General features: G+C 72.8%; 11 protein-coding genes and 1 riboswitch. Of the genes, 8 read left to right on the top strand and 3 right to left on the bottom strand.

Annotated features, from left to right (window positions below; genetic code table 11):
- Window positions 1-8 precede the first annotated feature (8 nt).
- Window positions 9-1,286, top strand: coding sequence for a CobW family GTP-binding protein (locus tag AMK16_RS07035; protein WP_079191351.1), 1,278 nt, complete (start codon window positions 9-11; stop codon window positions 1,284-1,286).
- Here the strand turns inward: AMK16_RS07035 and AMK16_RS07030 are convergent.
- Together AMK16_RS07030 and AMK16_RS07025 are read right to left on the bottom strand one after the other, a co-directional pair.
- A complete protein-coding gene (locus AMK16_RS07030) occupies window positions 1,232-3,319 on the bottom strand; it encodes a restriction endonuclease (RefSeq protein WP_199885355.1) in 2,088 nt (695 codons plus the stop codon). The genes AMK16_RS07035 and AMK16_RS07030 overlap by 55 nt on opposite strands.
- Window positions 3,320-3,419: 100 nt before the next feature.
- Complete coding sequence (locus AMK16_RS07025; RefSeq protein WP_073909822.1) at window positions 3,420-5,873, bottom strand: DNA gyrase/topoisomerase IV subunit A; 2,454 nt, start codon at window positions 5,871-5,873, stop codon at window positions 3,420-3,422.
- A gap of 184 nt (window positions 5,874-6,057) precedes the next feature.
- Between AMK16_RS07025 and AMK16_RS07020 the strand changes: the two genes are divergently transcribed.
- From AMK16_RS07020 to AMK16_RS07005, 4 genes are all read left to right on the top strand, one after another.
- Entirely contained in the window at window positions 6,058-7,428 is a 1,371-nt protein-coding gene (locus AMK16_RS07020) for a M16 family metallopeptidase (RefSeq protein WP_073909819.1), read from the top strand.
- A 20-nt stretch (window positions 7,429-7,448) separates the two neighbouring features.
- Window positions 7,449-8,816, top strand: a complete 1,368-nt coding sequence (locus AMK16_RS07015; protein ID WP_073910705.1) for a M16 family metallopeptidase — start codon at window positions 7,449-7,451, stop codon at window positions 8,814-8,816.
- Between the two features lie 196 nt (window positions 8,817-9,012).
- A riboswitch (cyclic di-AMP (ydaO/yuaA leader) is annotated at window positions 9,013-9,172 on the top strand.
- Between the two features lie 12 nt (window positions 9,173-9,184).
- Window positions 9,185-9,982: a M23 family metallopeptidase gene (locus AMK16_RS07010; RefSeq protein ID WP_073909816.1), complete on the top strand. Its 798-nt coding sequence runs from the start codon at window positions 9,185-9,187 to the stop codon at window positions 9,980-9,982.
- Window positions 9,983-10,178: 196 nt separating this feature from the next.
- Window positions 10,179-10,856, top strand: coding sequence for a GntR family transcriptional regulator (locus AMK16_RS07005; RefSeq protein WP_073909813.1), 678 nt, complete (start codon window positions 10,179-10,181; stop codon window positions 10,854-10,856).
- A 344-nt stretch (window positions 10,857-11,200) separates the two neighbouring features.
- On the opposite strand, the gene AMK16_RS07000 is transcribed toward AMK16_RS07005, so the two are convergent.
- A complete protein-coding gene (locus AMK16_RS07000; RefSeq protein WP_073909810.1) occupies window positions 11,201-11,482 on the bottom strand; it encodes an HPr family phosphocarrier protein in 282 nt (93 codons plus the stop codon).
- A 184-nt stretch (window positions 11,483-11,666) separates the two neighbouring features.
- Between AMK16_RS07000 and AMK16_RS06995 the strand changes: the two genes are divergently transcribed.
- From AMK16_RS06995 to AMK16_RS06985, 3 genes are read left to right on the top strand one after another with little or no spacing between them, the layout of a single operon-like run.
- A complete protein-coding gene (locus AMK16_RS06995) occupies window positions 11,667-14,600 on the top strand; it encodes a bifunctional acetate--CoA ligase family protein/GNAT family N-acetyltransferase (protein WP_073909807.1) in 2,934 nt (977 codons plus the stop codon).
- Between the two features lie 51 nt (window positions 14,601-14,651).
- Window positions 14,652-15,248, top strand: a complete 597-nt coding sequence (locus AMK16_RS06990; RefSeq protein ID WP_073909804.1) for a DUF5998 family protein — start codon at window positions 14,652-14,654, stop codon at window positions 15,246-15,248.
- Window positions 15,248-16,453: an alkaline phosphatase family protein gene (locus tag AMK16_RS06985; protein ID WP_073909801.1), complete on the top strand. Its 1,206-nt coding sequence runs from the start codon at window positions 15,248-15,250 to the stop codon at window positions 16,451-16,453. The genes AMK16_RS06990 and AMK16_RS06985 overlap by 1 nt, the downstream gene beginning before the upstream one ends.
- Window positions 16,454-16,496: the final 43 nt, after the last annotated feature.

Raw genomic sequence — 16,496 nt, 5'->3', positions numbered from 1 at the left:
TCGACCGGATGAACAGCAGGCAGCCCATCCCCGTCGTCGTCCTCGCCGGATTCCTCGGATCCGGCAAGACCACCGTGCTCAACCACCTCCTCGCCCACCGCGCGGGGACCCGGATCGGAGTCGTCGTCAACGACTTCGGCTCGATCGAGATCGACGCCATGTCGGTGGCCGGCCAGGTCGGCGACTCGATGGTCTCGCTCGGGGGCGGCTGCCTGTGCTGCGCCGTCGACGGCAGCGAGCTGGACGCGTACCTGGAGAAGCTCGCCGCGCCCGCCCACCGCATCGATGTGATCGTCATCGAGGCGAGCGGGCTGGCCGAGCCGCAGGAGATGATCCGCATGCTCATGGCCAGCGAGAATCCCGACATCCGCTACGGCGGGATGGTGGAAGTGGTGGATGCTGCGGAATTCGACGCGACGCGGTCCCGGCACCCCGAGACCGACCGCCACCTCGCCGTCGCCGATCTGGTCGTGCTCAACAAGACCGACCGGGTGGACGACGCCGAGCGGACCCGGATCGAGGGACTCCTGCGCACCCTGTGCGCCCCCGGTACCCCCGTGGTCGGCGCCGACCACGGCCGGATCGACCCGGAGCTGCTCTTCGACCGGCGCCCCTGGACCGAGACCCGCGGCCAGCTGTCCTTCGAGGACCTGCTCGTGCAGGACGGCGAGAACGATCACGCCGGGCACGGGGGCCACGGGGGCCATGAGGGCCACGCGGGCCACCTCCACGCCGCCTACGAGAGCCTCGAATTCAGCTGCGAGCAGGCCCTCTCCCCGCGCCGCTTCATCGATTTCCTCGACCGTCGCCCGGCGGGGCTCTACCGGATCAAGGGCTTCGTCCACTTCGGTGTCCCCGGACACGACGAGCGGTACGAGGTCCACGCGGTCGGACGGTTCCTGCGCTTCGCCCCGCAGCCCTGGGGGCGGGGCGAAGCCCGCCGTACGCAGCTCGTCCTGATCGGCTCCGGCACCGACGGGCCGGGGCTGCTCCGCGAACTGGACGCCTGCCGCGAACCGGCCCCGCACACGGCCCGCCCGGAGAGCATGTGGGGCGTGCTGCGGTACGCGGCCCGCCCGCCGGCCGACACCGAAGCCGGGATCGATCCCCATCCTGACGTCGATCCTGATGCCGATCCCGATCCCGATCCTGATGCCGGGACCGGTTCCGCCGTCGGCATCACCGATCCCGACCTAGACATCGCGGGCCGGAGCGGCGCCGGGGCGCCGGCTCAGGCGACCTCGACGCCGAATTCCCGCAACAGGTCCTCCAGCCCGCCCCGGTAACCCTTGCCGCCGATCACGAAGTCCCAGTCGCCGCTCGCCCGCCGGCGGAAGGAGCCCAGCACCAGGGCCGTCTCGCCGGCCCTGCCGTCCGAGACCTCCAGCTGCCCCGCCTCCACACCCGCCGCGTCGAGGAGCCGGATCCTGGCGTCCGTGAACTCGGCAAGATCCGCGTGCGGATCGACCTCGGGGTCGACAGCGGCCACGAGGACCAACCGGTCGGCCTCCCGGGGCAGTGCGTCGAAAGCGACCTCGACCGCCGCCCTGTCCGGCGCCGCGTGCACCCGGGTCCGCACCGAACCGTCCGGGGTCCGGGGGTTGTTGTAGAAGACGAAGTGGTCCTCGCTCAGCACCCTGTTGCCCGTGCAGACGAGGGCGCACACATCGAGGGCGACCCGGCCCGACCAGGACATGCCGAGCACGCTGTGGCCGACGGCGCCATCCGCCGAAGGAGCGGGATCCTGCGTCCGCTGCGCCGGGAGGGCCGCGCCGCCGCCGTCGCCCAGCCGCCCCCGCAGCCCGTACTGGTGCAGCAGCCCGACGAGCTCGGCGCCGGGAACCAACTCCAGCGGCTTGCCGTTGGCGAAGGTGTACGACCCGGGTCCGAAGGACGAAGTGGTGACCAGCACCCCCTTGTTCGCCCCCGCGTCCTGGACGGTGCCGTACAGGTCCCGTACCGCGGTGGGCGGCACCGTGTTGCGGTAGCGCTTGACCTGCACCACGATCCGCCCGCCCCGGATCGGAGCCGGGTCCAGCGCCTCCACGTCCACCCCGCCGTCACCCGAGCGCTGGGTGGTCACCGCCTCCATGCCCATGGCCCGGAACAGCTCCGCCACCAGGTTCTCGAAGGCGATCGGGTCCATCGCGAAGAGGTCCGGCTCCTCCTCCTCCCCGCCGCCGCCCTGCCCGCCGTGGCTGACGACTCCTCCTCCGACCTCCTCGGGCCTGCGCCCGGGCCGGACCGCGGTCAGCTGGTCGGGCCGCGCGGACAACGCCCCGCGCAACCCGTCGACCAGGCAGTCCACGGCGCTGACCTGTTCGAGTCGCAGCCCCGAAAAGGCGGTGCGCGCCGCGGACGCCGTGGCCAGTACGAAGCGGGTCTCGTGCCCCGTCACCGGATCCGGGCAGTCCACGAAGCCGTTGACCACGACCGAGTCCAGGACGCCGAACTCGTCCGCCGCGTACAGCTCGCGCATCACCAGCAGCATGCACTGCGCCAGCAGGTCCCGGTACAGGGCCCGCCGCTCCGTGGCCGATCGGGGCTTCACCTTGTCCTGGCCGGTGCTGGGCAGGTACTGCACCGCCCTCGCCTCCGGCACCACCGAATACGCGGGCAGTTCCCAGTCCAGCACCAGCTGGCGCTTGACCGGGTCGTAGGCCGCCGCCACCTGCCTCGGGAGCGCCTCGGGCCAGGCCGTGGAGGCGTACAGGGCGGCCGTGAAGTACTCCACCACCGCCTCCGGATCACCGGCGCGCAGGGCTTCGGCCAGCTCGGCGAGCCCGCTGTTGTGCGCCCGCACCCCGGCGAGCTGGTCGGCCGCCCAACGGTCGTACTGGCGGCGATACGAGGCCAGTTCCCGCTGACGCCGCTCCTCGGCGGCGTGCGCGGCCCGCCACGCCTCGGTGTACCGGGCATGCGCCTCCTGCTCGGCCCGCGCCCGGTGGTTCGAACCGAGGGTCCAGCCGCTGCTCTGCTGCTGGAACTGCTCGATGCGCGGCATAGGCACCGGCTGTGCCAGGTTCCCGGGCTCGAACGGTTCCACCTGCTCTGACCGGACCAGCGCGGCCATCCGGAACGCGGGCGCCCGGCAGCCCGTGACCAGGAGGTCCTGCAATGCGGCGACCTCGGCATCGAGCTGCGCGGTACGCCGTCGTGCGTCGGCCTCGCGCTGCTGCCGGTGGCCGCGGGCCGCGTCCCGCTCGTAGGCCCGCTGCCGGCGTTCGGCCTCACGCTGCTGGATCTGCTGCGTCTGCTGCTGCCGGCGCTGTGTCTCCGCCCAGTTCCCGATCAGACCGCTGCTCGACCGACGGCTCATCAGCTGTGTCTCCCCCCACCGCGTATACGGGGAAAACACTAGTCGCCATTCAGGTGGTACGTCCCCCCTTGGGCGTACCACCTGAACGCAGTCGTCCGTCCTACAGCGCCGCGCCCGCCAGCGCCGCGACCACCGCGGGCAGCGCGGTCCCCGAGCCGTCCCGGCGCGGGTCGATGCCCGGCAGTTCGGCCGGGGTGCCGTTCACCGCGGCCGCGCGGACCGGGGCGTTCCCCGCCCAGGCCAGCACCAGTACGTCCTCGCCCTTCAGGAACCGCTGGCAGCGCACGCCACCCGTGGCCCGGCCCTTGCGCGGGTACTGGTCGAGGGGGGTCAGCTTCCCGGACACCACCGAGTCGTCCAGCGTCCCGTGCGAGCCCGCCACCGTGAACACCATGGCGTCCCGGGCCGGGTCCACCGCCGAGAAGTGGATCACCTTGGCGCTGTCCGCGAGCTTGATGCCCGCCATACCGCCCGCCGGGCGGCCCTGTGGGCGCACCTGCGCCGCCGGGTAGCGCAGCAGCTGGGCGTCGTCGGTGAGGAAGACCAGGTCCTCCTCGCCCGTGCGCAGCTCCACGGCGCCGACGATCCGGTCGCCCTCCTTGAGGGTGATGACCTCCAGCTCGTCCTTGTTGGCCGGGTAGTCCGGCACGACGCGCTTGACCACGCCCTGTTCGGTGCCCAGGGCCAGGCCCTGCGAGGACTCGTCCAGCGAGATCAGGCAGATCACCTTCTCGTCCGGCTCCAGCGTCGAGAGGAACTCCGAGACCGGGGCCCCGCCCGCCAGAGTCGGCGCGGAGGCCGTGTCCGGCAGCTGCGGCAGGTCGATCACCGACAGGCGCAGCAGCCGCCCGGCGGACGTCACCACGCCGACCTCCGCCCGCGCCGTCGCCTGTACCTGCGAGATGATCAGGTCGTGCTTGGCCCGCTTGCCGTCGGCCTCGGCCAGCGGTTCGCCCGTCACCGTCCGGGCCAGCAGGCCCGTGGAGGACAGCAGGACGCGGCAGGGGTCGTCCGCGACCTCCAGAGGCACCGCGGCCACCGAGGTGCCCGCCGACTCCAGCAGGACCGTGCGCCGCTCGGTGGCGAACTTCTTCGCGACCGCGGCCAGTTCCGCCGAGACCAGCTTGCGCAGCTCGGAGTCGGACTCCAGGATGCCCGTCAGCTCGTCGATCTCGCCCGTCAGCCGGTCGCGCTCGGACTCCAGCTCGATCCGGTCGAACTTGGTGAGCCGGCGCAGCGGAGTGTCCAGGATGTACTGGGTCTGGATCTCGCTCAGCGAGAACCGCTCCATCAGCCGGGCCTTGGCCTGCGCGGAGTTCTCGCTGTCCCGGATGAGCCGGATGACCTCGTCGATGTCGATGAGCGCCACCAGCAGACCCTCGACCAGGTGCAGGCGGTCGCGGCGCTTGTTGCGGCGGAACTCGCTGCGCCGGCGCACGACCTCGAAGCGGTGGTCGAGGTAGACCTCCAGCAGCTCCTTGAGGCCCAGCGTCAGCGGCTGGCCGTCCACCAGCGCCACGTTGTTGATGCCGAAGGACTCCTCCATCGGCGTCAGCTTGTACAGCTGCTCCAGCACGGCCTCGGGGTGGAAGCCGTTCTTGATCTCGATGACCAGGCGCAGACCGTGCGAACGGTCGGTGAGGTCCTTGACGTCCGCGATGCCCTGGAGCTTCTTGGAGCCCACCAGGTCCTTGATCTTCGCGATGACCTTCTCGGGGCCGACCGTGAAGGGCAGTTCCGTGACGACCAGGCCCTTGCGGCGTGCCGTCACGTTCTCCACTGCCACCGTCGCACGGATCCGGAAGGTGCCGCGGCCCTTCTCGTAGGCGTCCTTGATCCCCGCGAGCCCGACGATCCGGCCGCCCGTGGGCAGGTCGGGACCCGGGACGAAGCGCATCAGCGCCTCCAGGTCCGCCGCCGGGTGGCGGATCAGGTGGCGGGCGGCAGCGATGACCTCGCCGAGGTTGTGCGGGGGCATGTTGGTGGCCATGCCGACGGCGATCCCGGAAGCCCCGTTGACCAGCAGGTTCGGATATGCGGCGGGCAGCGCGACCGGTTCGCGCTCCTGGCCGTCGTAGTTGGCGGCGAAGTCGACGGTGTCCTCGTCGATCGACTCCGTCATCAGTGACGTGGCGTCGGCCATCTTGCACTCGGTGTAGCGCATCGCGGCCGGCGGGTCGTCGTTGCCGAGCGAACCGAAGTTGCCGTGGCCGTCGACCAGCGGCAGCCGCATCGAGAAGGGCTGGGCCATGCGCACGAGGGCGTCGTAGATGGACGCGTCGCCGTGCGGGTGGAGCTTGCCCATGACCTCGCCGACGACACGGGCGCACTTCACGTAGCCGCGGTCGGGGCGCAGACCCATCTCGTTCATCTGGTAGACGATGCGCCGGTGCACCGGCTTCAGGCCGTCCCGGGCGTCGGGCAGGGCACGGGAGTAGATCACCGAGTACGCGTACTCGAGGAAGGAGCCCTGCATTTCGTCGACGACGTCGATGTCGAGGATCCGCTCCTCGAAATCCTCCGGCGGCGGGGTCTTCGTGCTGCGGCGGGCCATCGCTGCGCGGCTCCTTAACCAAGAATGAAGTGTGCTGGGGGTCTGACGCGGACCATTGTGGCCCGAGGCACCGACAGCGCCGACTCCGACCCAGGTGTGACCCGGGAACTTATCCGGCGGCCGACGCGCTTGCATACAGTGGCAGGTCTGACAGAAATCTCTGCATCGCGATCGAAGGGATCACATGCCCATGGGTCACACGGCCACAGCCGAGGCCGGCTCCGGCGGCCTGACAGCGACCGAGCACCGGCTGGCCAACGGCCTGCGCGTGGTGCTCTCCGAGGACCACCTGACCCCGGTCGCCGCGGTCTGCCTCTGGTACGACGTCGGCTCGCGCCACGAAGTCAAGGGCCGCACCGGTCTGGCTCACCTCTTCGAGCACCTGATGTTCCAGGGCTCGGCGAGCGTACCGGGCAACGGCCACTTCGAGCTGGTCCAGGGTGCCGGCGGTTCGCTGAACGGCACCACCAGCTTCGAGCGCACCAACTACTTCGAGACGATGCCGACGCACCAGCTGGAGCTCGCGCTGTGGCTGGAGGCGGACCGGATGGGATCGCTGCTGGCCGCCCTGGACGAGGAGTCCATGGAGAACCAGCGCGACGTCGTCAAGAACGAGCGCCGCCAGCGGTACGACAACGTCCCCTACGGCACGGCGTTCGAGAAGCTGACCGCGCTGGCGTACCCCGAGGGGCACCCGTACCACCACACCCCGATCGGCTCCATGGCCGACCTGGACGCGGCCTCCCTGGAGGACGCCCGCACCTTCTTCCGCACGTACTACGCGCCCAACAACGCGGTGCTGTCGGTCGTCGGCGACATCGACCCGGAGCAGACGCTCGCGTGGGTCGAGAAGTACTTCGGCTCCATCCCGTCGCACGACGGCAAGCAGCCGCCCCGCGACGGCTCGCTGCCCGAGGTCATCGGCCGGGAGCTGCGCGAGGAGATCACCGAGGAGGTCCCGGCGCGTGCGCTGATGGCCGCCTACCGGCTCCCGCACGACGGCACCCGCGAGTGCGACGCCGCCGACGTGGCGCTGACCGTCCTGGGCGGCGGCGAGTCCTCGCGGCTCCACAACCGCCTGGTGCGCCGCGACCAGACGGCCGTCGCGGCCGGCTTCGGCATGCTGCGCCTGGCCGGCGCCCCCTCCCTGGGCTGGCTGGACGTCAAGACCTCCGGCGGCGTCGAGGTGCCCGCCATCGAGGCGGCCGTGGACGAGGAGCTCGCGCGGTTCGCCGCCGAGGGCCCGACGGCCGAGGAGATGGAGCGCGCCCAGGCCCAGCTGGAACGGGAATGGCTGGACCGGCTGAGCACGGTCGCGGGCCGCGCTGACGAACTGTGCCGCTTCGCGGTGCTCTTCGGCGACCCGCAGCTGGCCCTCACCGCCGTCCAGCGGGTCCTGTCCGTCACCGCCGAAGAGGTGCAGGCCGTGGCCGCGGCCCGGCTGCGCCCGGACAACCGCGCGGTGCTCGTCTACGAGCCGCTGGCCGGTTCGGACGGGTCCGAGGCGACCGACGCGACCGAGGCGACCGACGAGAACGAAGGGGCGGAGCAGTGAGCGACACCGCAGCCGTCACGATGACCTTCCATCCGCAGCCGCAGGCCGGGGAACCGCAGCCGTGGGCCTTCCCGGCCCCCGAGCGCGGGCAGCTCCCCAACGGCCTGACCCTGCTGCGCTGCCACCGCCCGGGCCAGCAGGTGATCGCAGTCGAGATCAACCTCGCCGCCCCTCTGGACGCCGAGCCCGAGGGCCTGGACGGCGTGGCCACCATCATGGTGCGCGCCCTCTCGGAGGGCACCGACAAGCACTCCGCCGAGGAGTTCGCGGCCGAGCTGGAGCGCTGCGGCGCCACCCTCGACGCGCACGCCGACCACCCCGGCCTGCGGGTCTCCCTGGAGGTCCCGGCGTCCCGCCTGCCCAAGGCGCTCGGCCTGCTCGCCGAGGCCCTGCGCGCGCCGGCCTTCGCCGACGCCGAGGTCGACCGCCTGGTGCGCAACCGGCTCGACGAGATCCCGCACGAGCTGGCCAATCCGCAGCGCCGCGCCGCCAAACAGCTCTCCAAGGAGCTCTTCCCGGCAACCCTGCGGATGTCCCGCCCGCGCCAGGGCACCGAGGAGACGGTCGCCCGGATCGACGCCGCGGCCGTGCGCGCCTTCTACGAGGCCCACGTACGCCCCGCCACGGCCACCGCGGTGGTGGTCGGCGACCTGACCGGCATCGACCTGGACGCCGTCCTGGCCGACACCCTGGGCAGCTGGACGGGCAATGGGGCCGAGCCCCTTCCGGTACCGCCGGTGACCGCCGACGACACCGGCCGCGTGGTCATCGTCGACCGGCCCGGCGCGGTCCAGACGCAGCTGCTGATCGGCCGGATCGGGCCCGACCGGCACGACCGGGTCTGGGCGGCCCAGGTGCTCGGCACGTACTGCCTGGGAGGCACCCTGACCTCCCGTCTGGACAAGGTGCTGCGCGAGGAGAAGGGCTACACCTACGGGGTGCGCGCCTTCGGCCAGGTGCTCCGCTCGACCGCCGACGGCAAGGGCGCCTCCATGCTCGCCATCAGCGGCTCGGTCGACACCCCGAACACCGGACCGGCGCTCGAGGACCTCTGGAAGGTGCTGCGCACCCTCGCGGAGGGCGGCCTGACCGACGCCGAACGGGACGTGGCGGTGCAGAACTTGGTGGGCGTGGCCCCGCTGAAGTTCGAGACCGCCGCCTCGGTCGCCGGGACCCTGGCCGACCAGGTCGAGCAGGAGCTGCCGGACGACTACCAGGCGCAGTTGTACGCGCGGCTCGCCGAGACCGGGACGGTGGAGGCGACTTCGGCGGTCGTCAGCGCCTTCCCGGCGGACCGTCTGGTCACCGTCCTGGTGGGCGACGCGGCGCAGATCGAGGCGCCGGTGCGGGCGCTGGGCATCGGTGAGGTCAGCGTCGTCACCAACTGACCTCCGCTGACGGTCGGCACCAAGGGGTTCTGGCGGCTTTGCCCGCCGGAGCCCCTTGTGTCCGTTTAGTGGTGAGGTTGCTCGTATGTGATGTGGCGTACGCAACAAAAAGGCGCGTCTGTTTGGCGATTGGCTGATGATCCGCCTAGCGTCACACGTGCTGTCCGTCAGTTCTATCCGCCGCATCCGCGGCACCGGGCAGCGATCGCCGAGTCCCCGTCAGGCGCGAGCCTGGGGAGCCGGGGACCCACAAGCGTCCCTGGGGTGAATCGGACCGCCTCGCAAGAGGAGGCCCGTAGGAGACCTTCCTGCTCCGAACCCGTCAGCTAACCCGGTAGGCGAGAGGGAAGGAAAGGATCAGCCCCTTCATGGCCCTTGGCAGTCGTGCCGCCGGTAAGCACCGTGGCTCCAGTCGTCTGAGCCGCAAGACCGCCGGTTACGCCGGCATCGCGGCCCTCGCCACCACGGGTGTCGTCGGCTCCCTCGCCGCCCCGGCCTTCGCCGCGGACAACGGCATCAGCAACTCAGCCCAGGACAACGCGCTCGGCGCCGTCGTCGTCGCCGAGGACCTCGCGGGCGACCTCCAGGACCAGGCCGACTCCCAGCAGCGCGCCGCCGAGCACGCCGCCGCCAAGGCGCAGGCCGAGGCCGACGCGAAGCAGCGGGCCGCCGAGGCCAAGCGCGCCGCGGAGGCCCAGGCGAAGGCGGAGCGCGAAGCCGCCGAGCGGGCGGCCCGCGAGGAGGAGCGCAAGCGCCTCAACACCTTCGTGGCCCCGGTCGACGGCTCCTACGTCAGCACGCAGTACCACGCGGGCGGCGGCATGTGGTCCTCCGGCAGCCACACGGGCATCGACTTCCACGCCGCCTCCGGCACCACCGTCCACGCCGTGGGCGCCGGTACCGTCGTCGAGGCCGGCTGGGGCGGCGCGTACGGCAACAACGTCGTCATCAAGCACAACGACGGCACCTACACGCAGTACGGCCACATGAACTCGCTGAACGTCTCCGTCGGCGACCAGGTCACCCCGGGCCAGCAGATCGGCCTGTCGGGTTCCACCGGCAACTCCAGCGGCCCGCACCTGCACTTCGAGGCCCGTACCGGCTCGCAGTACGGCTCGGACATCGACCCGCTCGCGTACCTGCGCTCGCACGGCGTCAGCGTCTGACCCGCACCCCCGCACTCCACCGAAGGCCCCGGCTCACCGAGCCGGGGCCTTCGTGCTGCTGCCGTGCTGCTGCCGCACCGGGTGAATGCTGGTCCTTTCCGGCCGCTCTCGGAAATTGTCGCGTGTTGCAATAGAGTCGAGTTACGCGCATGCCTTTCCGAGCGCGCGGCAGTCGGAAATAGGCGGAGGTCCGGTCTTGCGTATTCCTGCACACGCGGTATGCACGGCAATCCGCGACGACATCGTCTCCGGGGTCTTCGAACCGGGCGGCAGGCTGACCGAGGAGGTCCTGGCCCGCCGCTACGGCGTCTCGCGCGTCCCGGTGCGCGAGGCGCTGCGGACCCTGGAGTCCGAGGGGTTCGTGACCACGCGGCGCCACGCGGGCGCCTGTGTGGCGGAGCCGACCGAACAGGAGGCCGCGGACCTCCTGGAACTGCGGGTCCTGCTGGAGCCCCTGGCGGCCGCCAGAGCGGCCCGGCGGCGTACGGAGGCCCACCTCAAGGTGTTGCGCGGTCTGGTCCGGCTGGGCCAGGAGCGGGCCAGGCGCGGCCAGGGCGAGGACCTGCGGTCCCTGGGCGGCTGGTTCCACGAGACCCTCGCGCAGGCGTCCGGCAGCCCCGGGCTGATCGCGCTGCTGACGCAGATGCGGCGCAAGGTGGCGTGGATGTACGTGGTTCAGGCGCCGGCCCGGCCGGTGGAGTCCTGGGCGGAGCACGGGGCGATCGTCGACGCGGTGGCGCGGGGTGACGCGGAACGGGCCCGGATGCTGATGGCGCTCCACGCCGACCGGGCGGCGGGGGCGCACCGGCCGCGGGTCCGTCCGGCGGTGAGCACTTCGCAACCTGGCGTCAACATGACGGGCAGCCGTCATTAACAGGCGCCGTATACAAAGGCAGGTGCCGGTGGGCGGCCGTCGGATCGTAATTCAGGGAGCGTGTGAATTCACCGCGCGCTCCATTCCGGCGGGCGCGAATCCGCGGGCCCGAATCCGAGGCCTGAATCCGAGGGCCCTGAATTCGATGGGGCTGAATTCGAGGGGGTTGAATTCCGGTCTCCGGTCTCCGGTCTCCGGCTCGCGCCGTCGCCGGGAGGCTGCCGCTCCAGGCCGGCGCGCGCGGCCCTGTCGCTCCCGCGCCCCCACGCGCAAACGCCGGAGCCGCGGCCCCGGCACGGGGGGTCGCGGCTCCGGCGGGCGGGCCGTGGGGCGAACCGGAAGGGTCAGACGGTCTCGGGGAGCTCGTCGAGACCCTCGGCGACCAGCTTCGCGAGGCGGTCCAGCGCGGCCTCCGCGCCCTCGGCCTCCGAGGCGAGGACGATCTCCTCGCCGCCCTGGGCGCCCAGGCCCAGGACAGCCAGCATGGAAGCGGCGTTGACGGGGTCGCCGCCCGCCTTCGCGATGGTCACCGGGACGCCGGAAGCGGTCGTCGCACGGACGAAGATCGAGGCGGGACGAGCGTGCAGGCCCTCGGCCCAGCCGACGTTGACGCGGCGCTCTGCCATGGTGATGCCCTTCAGGTTCTTACGGTTGTCTAGACCAGTCTCTCACGACGCCCGGAATGCTCCGACCGGCCTCCGGCCCGGATCTGCCGCCGTTCGGCCCTCCCCAGCTTGCATGGTTCCGCCCCGGGTTGCCGCATGCGCCGCGCGCACGCCGGCCGGTGGTTCCCGGCCGTAAGGTAGGCCCATGACCACCGCGTCGGACCCCTCGTACCCGGCCCACTGGGAAGCGGACGTCGTACTGCGCGACGGCGGCACCGCCCGGATCCGGCCCATCACCCCCTCCGACGCGGGCCGGCTGGTCAGCTTCTACGAGCAGGTCTCCGACGAGTCGAAGTACTACCGCTTCTTCGCCCCCTACCCCCGGCTCTCCGACCGGGACGTGCACCGGTTCACGCACCACGACTACGTGGACCGCGTCGGCCTCGCCGCGACCATCGGGGAGGAGTTCATCGGCACCGTCCGCTACGACCGCATCGGCGCCGACGGCCGCGCCGCCACCGGCCCCTCCGACGAGGCCGAGGTCGCCTTCCTCGTCCAGGACGCCCATCAGGGCCGCGGTGTGGCCTCCGCGCTCCTCGAACACATCGGCGCCGTGGCCCGCGAGCGCCGCATCCGCCGGTTCGCCGCCGAGGTGCTGCCCGCCAACACCAAGATGATCAAGGTGTTCACGGACGCCGGCTACCAGCAGAAGCGCAGCTTCGAGGACGGCTCCGTCCACCTCACCCTCGACCTCGAACCCACCGCCGAGTCCCTCGCCGTGCAGCGCGCCCGCGAACAGCGCGCCGAGGCCCGCTCGGTGCAGCGGCTGCTGGCCCCCGGCTCGGTCGCGGTGATCGGGGTCAGCCGATCCGGCGGCGGCGTGGGCGCCGCGGCCCTGCGCAACCTGCGCGACAGCGGTTTCCACGGCCACCTCTACGCGGTCAACGAAGCGGTCACCCACGACCTCCTCGACGGCGTACGGGCCTACCGCACGATCGCCGCCGTCGCCGCCCCCGTCGACCTCGCGGTGATCGCGGTCCCGGCCGACCGCGTCCCCGAGGCAGTGGCCGCCTGCGGTGAGCACGGGGTGCAGGGCCTCGTCGTGCTCTCGGCCGGATACGGGGAGAGCGGCCCGGCCGGACTCGCCCGCCAGCGCGAACTCGTCCGCCAGGTGCGCTCGTACGGGATGCGCCTGATCGGGCCCAACGCCTTCGGCGTGATCAACACCGCGCCGGATGTCGAACTCAACGCCTCCCTGACACCCGCGCCGATGCCCATGCGCGGCCGGACCGGCCTGTTCACGCAGTCCGGGGCGATCGGCATCGCCCTGCTGTCCGCCCTGCTGCGGCGCGGGGAGGGCCTGTCCTCCTTCGTCTCCGCGGGGAACCGGGCCGACGTCTCCGGCAACGACATCCTGCAGTACTGGTACGAGGACGAGGCGACGGACGTCGGCCTGATGTACCTGGAAACCCTGGGCAATCCGCGGAAGTTCACCCGCCTCGCCCGCCGGACCGCGGCCCTCAAGCCCGTCGTCGTCGCCAAGGGCGGCCGCCACACCCCGGCCGGGCACGTCGTACCCGGCACCCGCCTGCCCGAGGCCACCGTCTCCGCCCTGCTGCGGCAGGCGGGCGTCATCCGGGTGGACACGGTGACGGAGCTGGTCGATGTCGGCCTGCTGCTGGCCGCGCAGCCACTGCCCGCCGGACCGCGCGTCGCGATCCTCGGCAACTCCGAGTCCCTCGGCGTCCTGACCTACGACGCCTGCCTGACCCAGGGCCTGCGCCCGCTGCCCCCGCTCGACCTCACGACGGCGGCCTCCCCGGAGGACTTCCGCACGGCCCTGGCCGCCGCGCTCGCCTCCGACGACTGCGACGCCGTGGTGGTCACCGCCATCCCCTGGGTGAGCGAGCACGCCCTCGCCGACGACCTGGCCGATTCCCTGCGGGAGGCCGTCGCCGAGGTGCCGGGCAAGCCCGTCGCCGTCGTGCACGTGGAGCTCGGCGCACTGGTCGACGCCCTGTCCGCCGCGCGCGGCCCGGCCGGCGCCCGCGCCCGCGCCGCGTCCGCCGCGGCGGCCTCCACCCCGGCCCCGGCTTCCGCGTCCGCCCCGGGCCCCGATTCCGCGTCCGCATCCGCCCCGGCCCTTTCCGGGACCGACGCCGCCCGTCGGCCCCCCGCCGGCGCTGCGGGCGCGGGCGGGGGCGGGGCAGGGGGAGCGGATGCGGCGGGCGGGGGAGCAGGAGGGGATGCGGCGGGCGGCACGGGCGCGGTCCGGATCCCGAGCTACCCCGCCGCCGAGCGCGCCGTACGGGCCCTCGCCGAGGCCGTCCGGTACGGCCAGTGGCGCCGGGCCGCCGCCGAGGCCGGGCACGTCCCCGCCTACGAGGACATCGACGAGGCGGGCGCCGCCGGCCAGCTGACCGGACTGCTCGCCGGCCTCGGCGCGGGGGAGATGCTGACCCTGCCCGACGGGGACGCCCGCGAGCTGCTCGGGCGCTACGGCATCCGCGTCCTGCCCGCCCTGCCCGCGCCCAGCCCCGACGCCGCCGCCCGGGCCGCCCGGATCCTCGGCTACCCGGTCGCCCTCAAGACCACCGCCCCGCACCTGCGCCACCGCGCGGACCTGGGCGGCGTACGCCTCGACCTCCGGGACGAGGCCGAGCTGAGGCGCTCGTACCAGGACCTCACCGAAGCACTCGGCAAGCCCGCCGAGCTCCAGCCGGTGGTCCAGGCCATGGTGCGGCGCGGCGTCGACACCGTCGTCCGCTCCGTCATCGACCCGGCCGCGGGCGCCGTGCTGTCCTTCGGGCTCGCCGGCGTCGCCTCCGAGCTGCTCGGGGACACCGCCCACCGCCTGGTCCCGGCCACCGACCGGGACGCCGCCGGGTTGATCCGGTCCATCCGGACCGCACCCCTCCTCTTCGGCTGGCGCGGCAGCGATCCCGTGGACACCGCCGCCCTGGAAGAGCTGCTCCTGCGCCTGTCGCGGCTCGTGGACGACCACCCCGAGGTGATCGGAGTCGACCTGGAGCCCGTGGTGGTCGCCACCGAGGGCCTCTCCGTGCTGAGCGCCACCGTCCGGATCGCCCACCCACCCGCCCGCGGCGACCTCGGGCCCCGCACCCTCCCCAGCTACTGAGCGGGTCCGGCGTAGGCCGGGGCGCCCCGTACGGGCCTTAGGATGGACCTCATGGCGAAATCCGGTACGACGACCCAGGGGCTGCGCACGGCGATCGAGCGCAGCGGCTACTACCCCGCCCTCGTGGCCGAGGCCGTGGAGGCCGCGGTCGGCGGCGAGCCGATCTCGTCGTACCTGGTCCACCAGGAGACGACCTTCGACTCCAACGAGGTGCGCCGCCACGTCACCGTGCTGGTCCTCACCGGCAACCGCTTCATCGTCAGCCACACCGACGAGCAGGCCGCCGACGCCGGGTCCCCCTCCCCGTATGCGACCACCTCCACCGAATCGGTCAAGCTGTCCAGCATCTCCTCGGTGGTGCTCAGCCGCGTCGTCGCCAACCCGGAGTCCTACACCCCCGGCACCCTGCCCCGCGAGGTCGTCCTGACCATCGGCTGGGGTGCGGTCTCCCGGATCGACCTGGAGCCGGCCGCCTGCGGCGACCCGAACTGCGACTCCGACCACGGCTACACCGGCAACTCCACCGCCGACGACCTCAGCCTGCGGGTCAGCGAGGCGGGCGACGGCCCCGAGGCGGTGCGCCAGACCCTCGTCTTCGCGCAGGCCCTGTCCGAGGCGACGGCGGCCACCTCCACCCCCGCCCGCTGATGGCGTACCCCGCGGCGCACAACTGGGCGGACGAGCCGGAGCTGCTGGACCTCGCGGCCGCACCCGTCCCCGCCTACGGCGCCGGCTCCCTCGCCGACCTGCTGCCCACCCTCGTGGCCGGCCAGGGCGTCCCCGGCTTCACCGCCTCGATCGCGGAGCTGACCCCGGCGGACCGCAACTGCGTCTTCCTGGTCGACGGCATGGGCTGGGAACAGATCCGCAGCCACCCGGACGAGGCCCCCTACCTCACCTCGCTCCTCGCCGGCTCGCGCGGCGGCACCGGGCGCCCCATCACCGCGGGCTTCCCCGCGACCACCGCCACCTCGCTGGCCTCCGTCGGCACCGGCCTGCCGCCGGCCCGCCACGGCCTGCCCGGCTACGCCGTCCGCAACCCCGCCACCGGCGAGCTGATGAACCAGCTCCGCTGGCACCCGTGGACCGCCCCCAAGGCGTGGCAGCCGTACCCGACCGTCTTCCAGCTGGCCGACAAGGCGGGTGTGGCGACCGCCCAGGTGTCCTCGCCCGCCTTCCAGACCACCCCGCTCACCAAGGTCGCGCTGAGCGGCGGCACCTTCCTCGGCCGGATGACCGGCGAGGAACGGATGGACCTCGCCGCGGAACGCCTCGCGGCGGGCGACCGCTCGCTCGTCTACACGTACTACAGCGAACTCGACGGTGCCGGTCACCGTCACGGCGTGGACTCCGACGCCTGGCGGGGCCAGCTGATGTACGTCGACCGCCTGGTGCAGCGCCTCGCCGAGCAACTGCCGCCGCGCACGGCCCTGTACGTGACCGCGGACCACGGCATGGTGGACATCCCCTTCGACGAGGATTCCCGGATCGACTTCGACGAGGACTGGGAGCTGGGCGCGGGCGTGGCCCTGCTCGGCGGCGAGGGCCGGGCCCGGCACGTGTACGCCGTGCCTGGCGCCGAGGCGGACGTCCTGACGGTGTGGCGCGAGGTCCTCGGCGACCGCTTCTGGATCGCGAGCCGCGAAGAGGCCCTGGAACTGGGCTGGTTCGGGCCCCCGGGGGAGTGCGACGAGCGCGTGCGGGGCCGGATCGGCGACGTCGTCGCCGCCGCCCAGGCCGATGTCGCCATCACCGCCTCGCGCAACGAGCCCAACGAGTCCGCACTCGTCGGCATGCACGGCTCGATGACCGCCGCCGAGCAGCTCGTGCCCCTGCTCGAAATCCGCTCCTGACCTGCCGCCCCCAGCCCAGCCCCCAGCCCCACCTCCCAGCCCC

Origin of the sequence: Streptomyces sp. CB00455 (assembly GCF_001905445.1) — a bacterium.
Lineage (GTDB): Bacteria > Actinomycetota > Actinomycetes > Streptomycetales > Streptomycetaceae > Streptomyces.
This window is presented reverse-complemented; position numbering and strand designations above follow the sequence as displayed.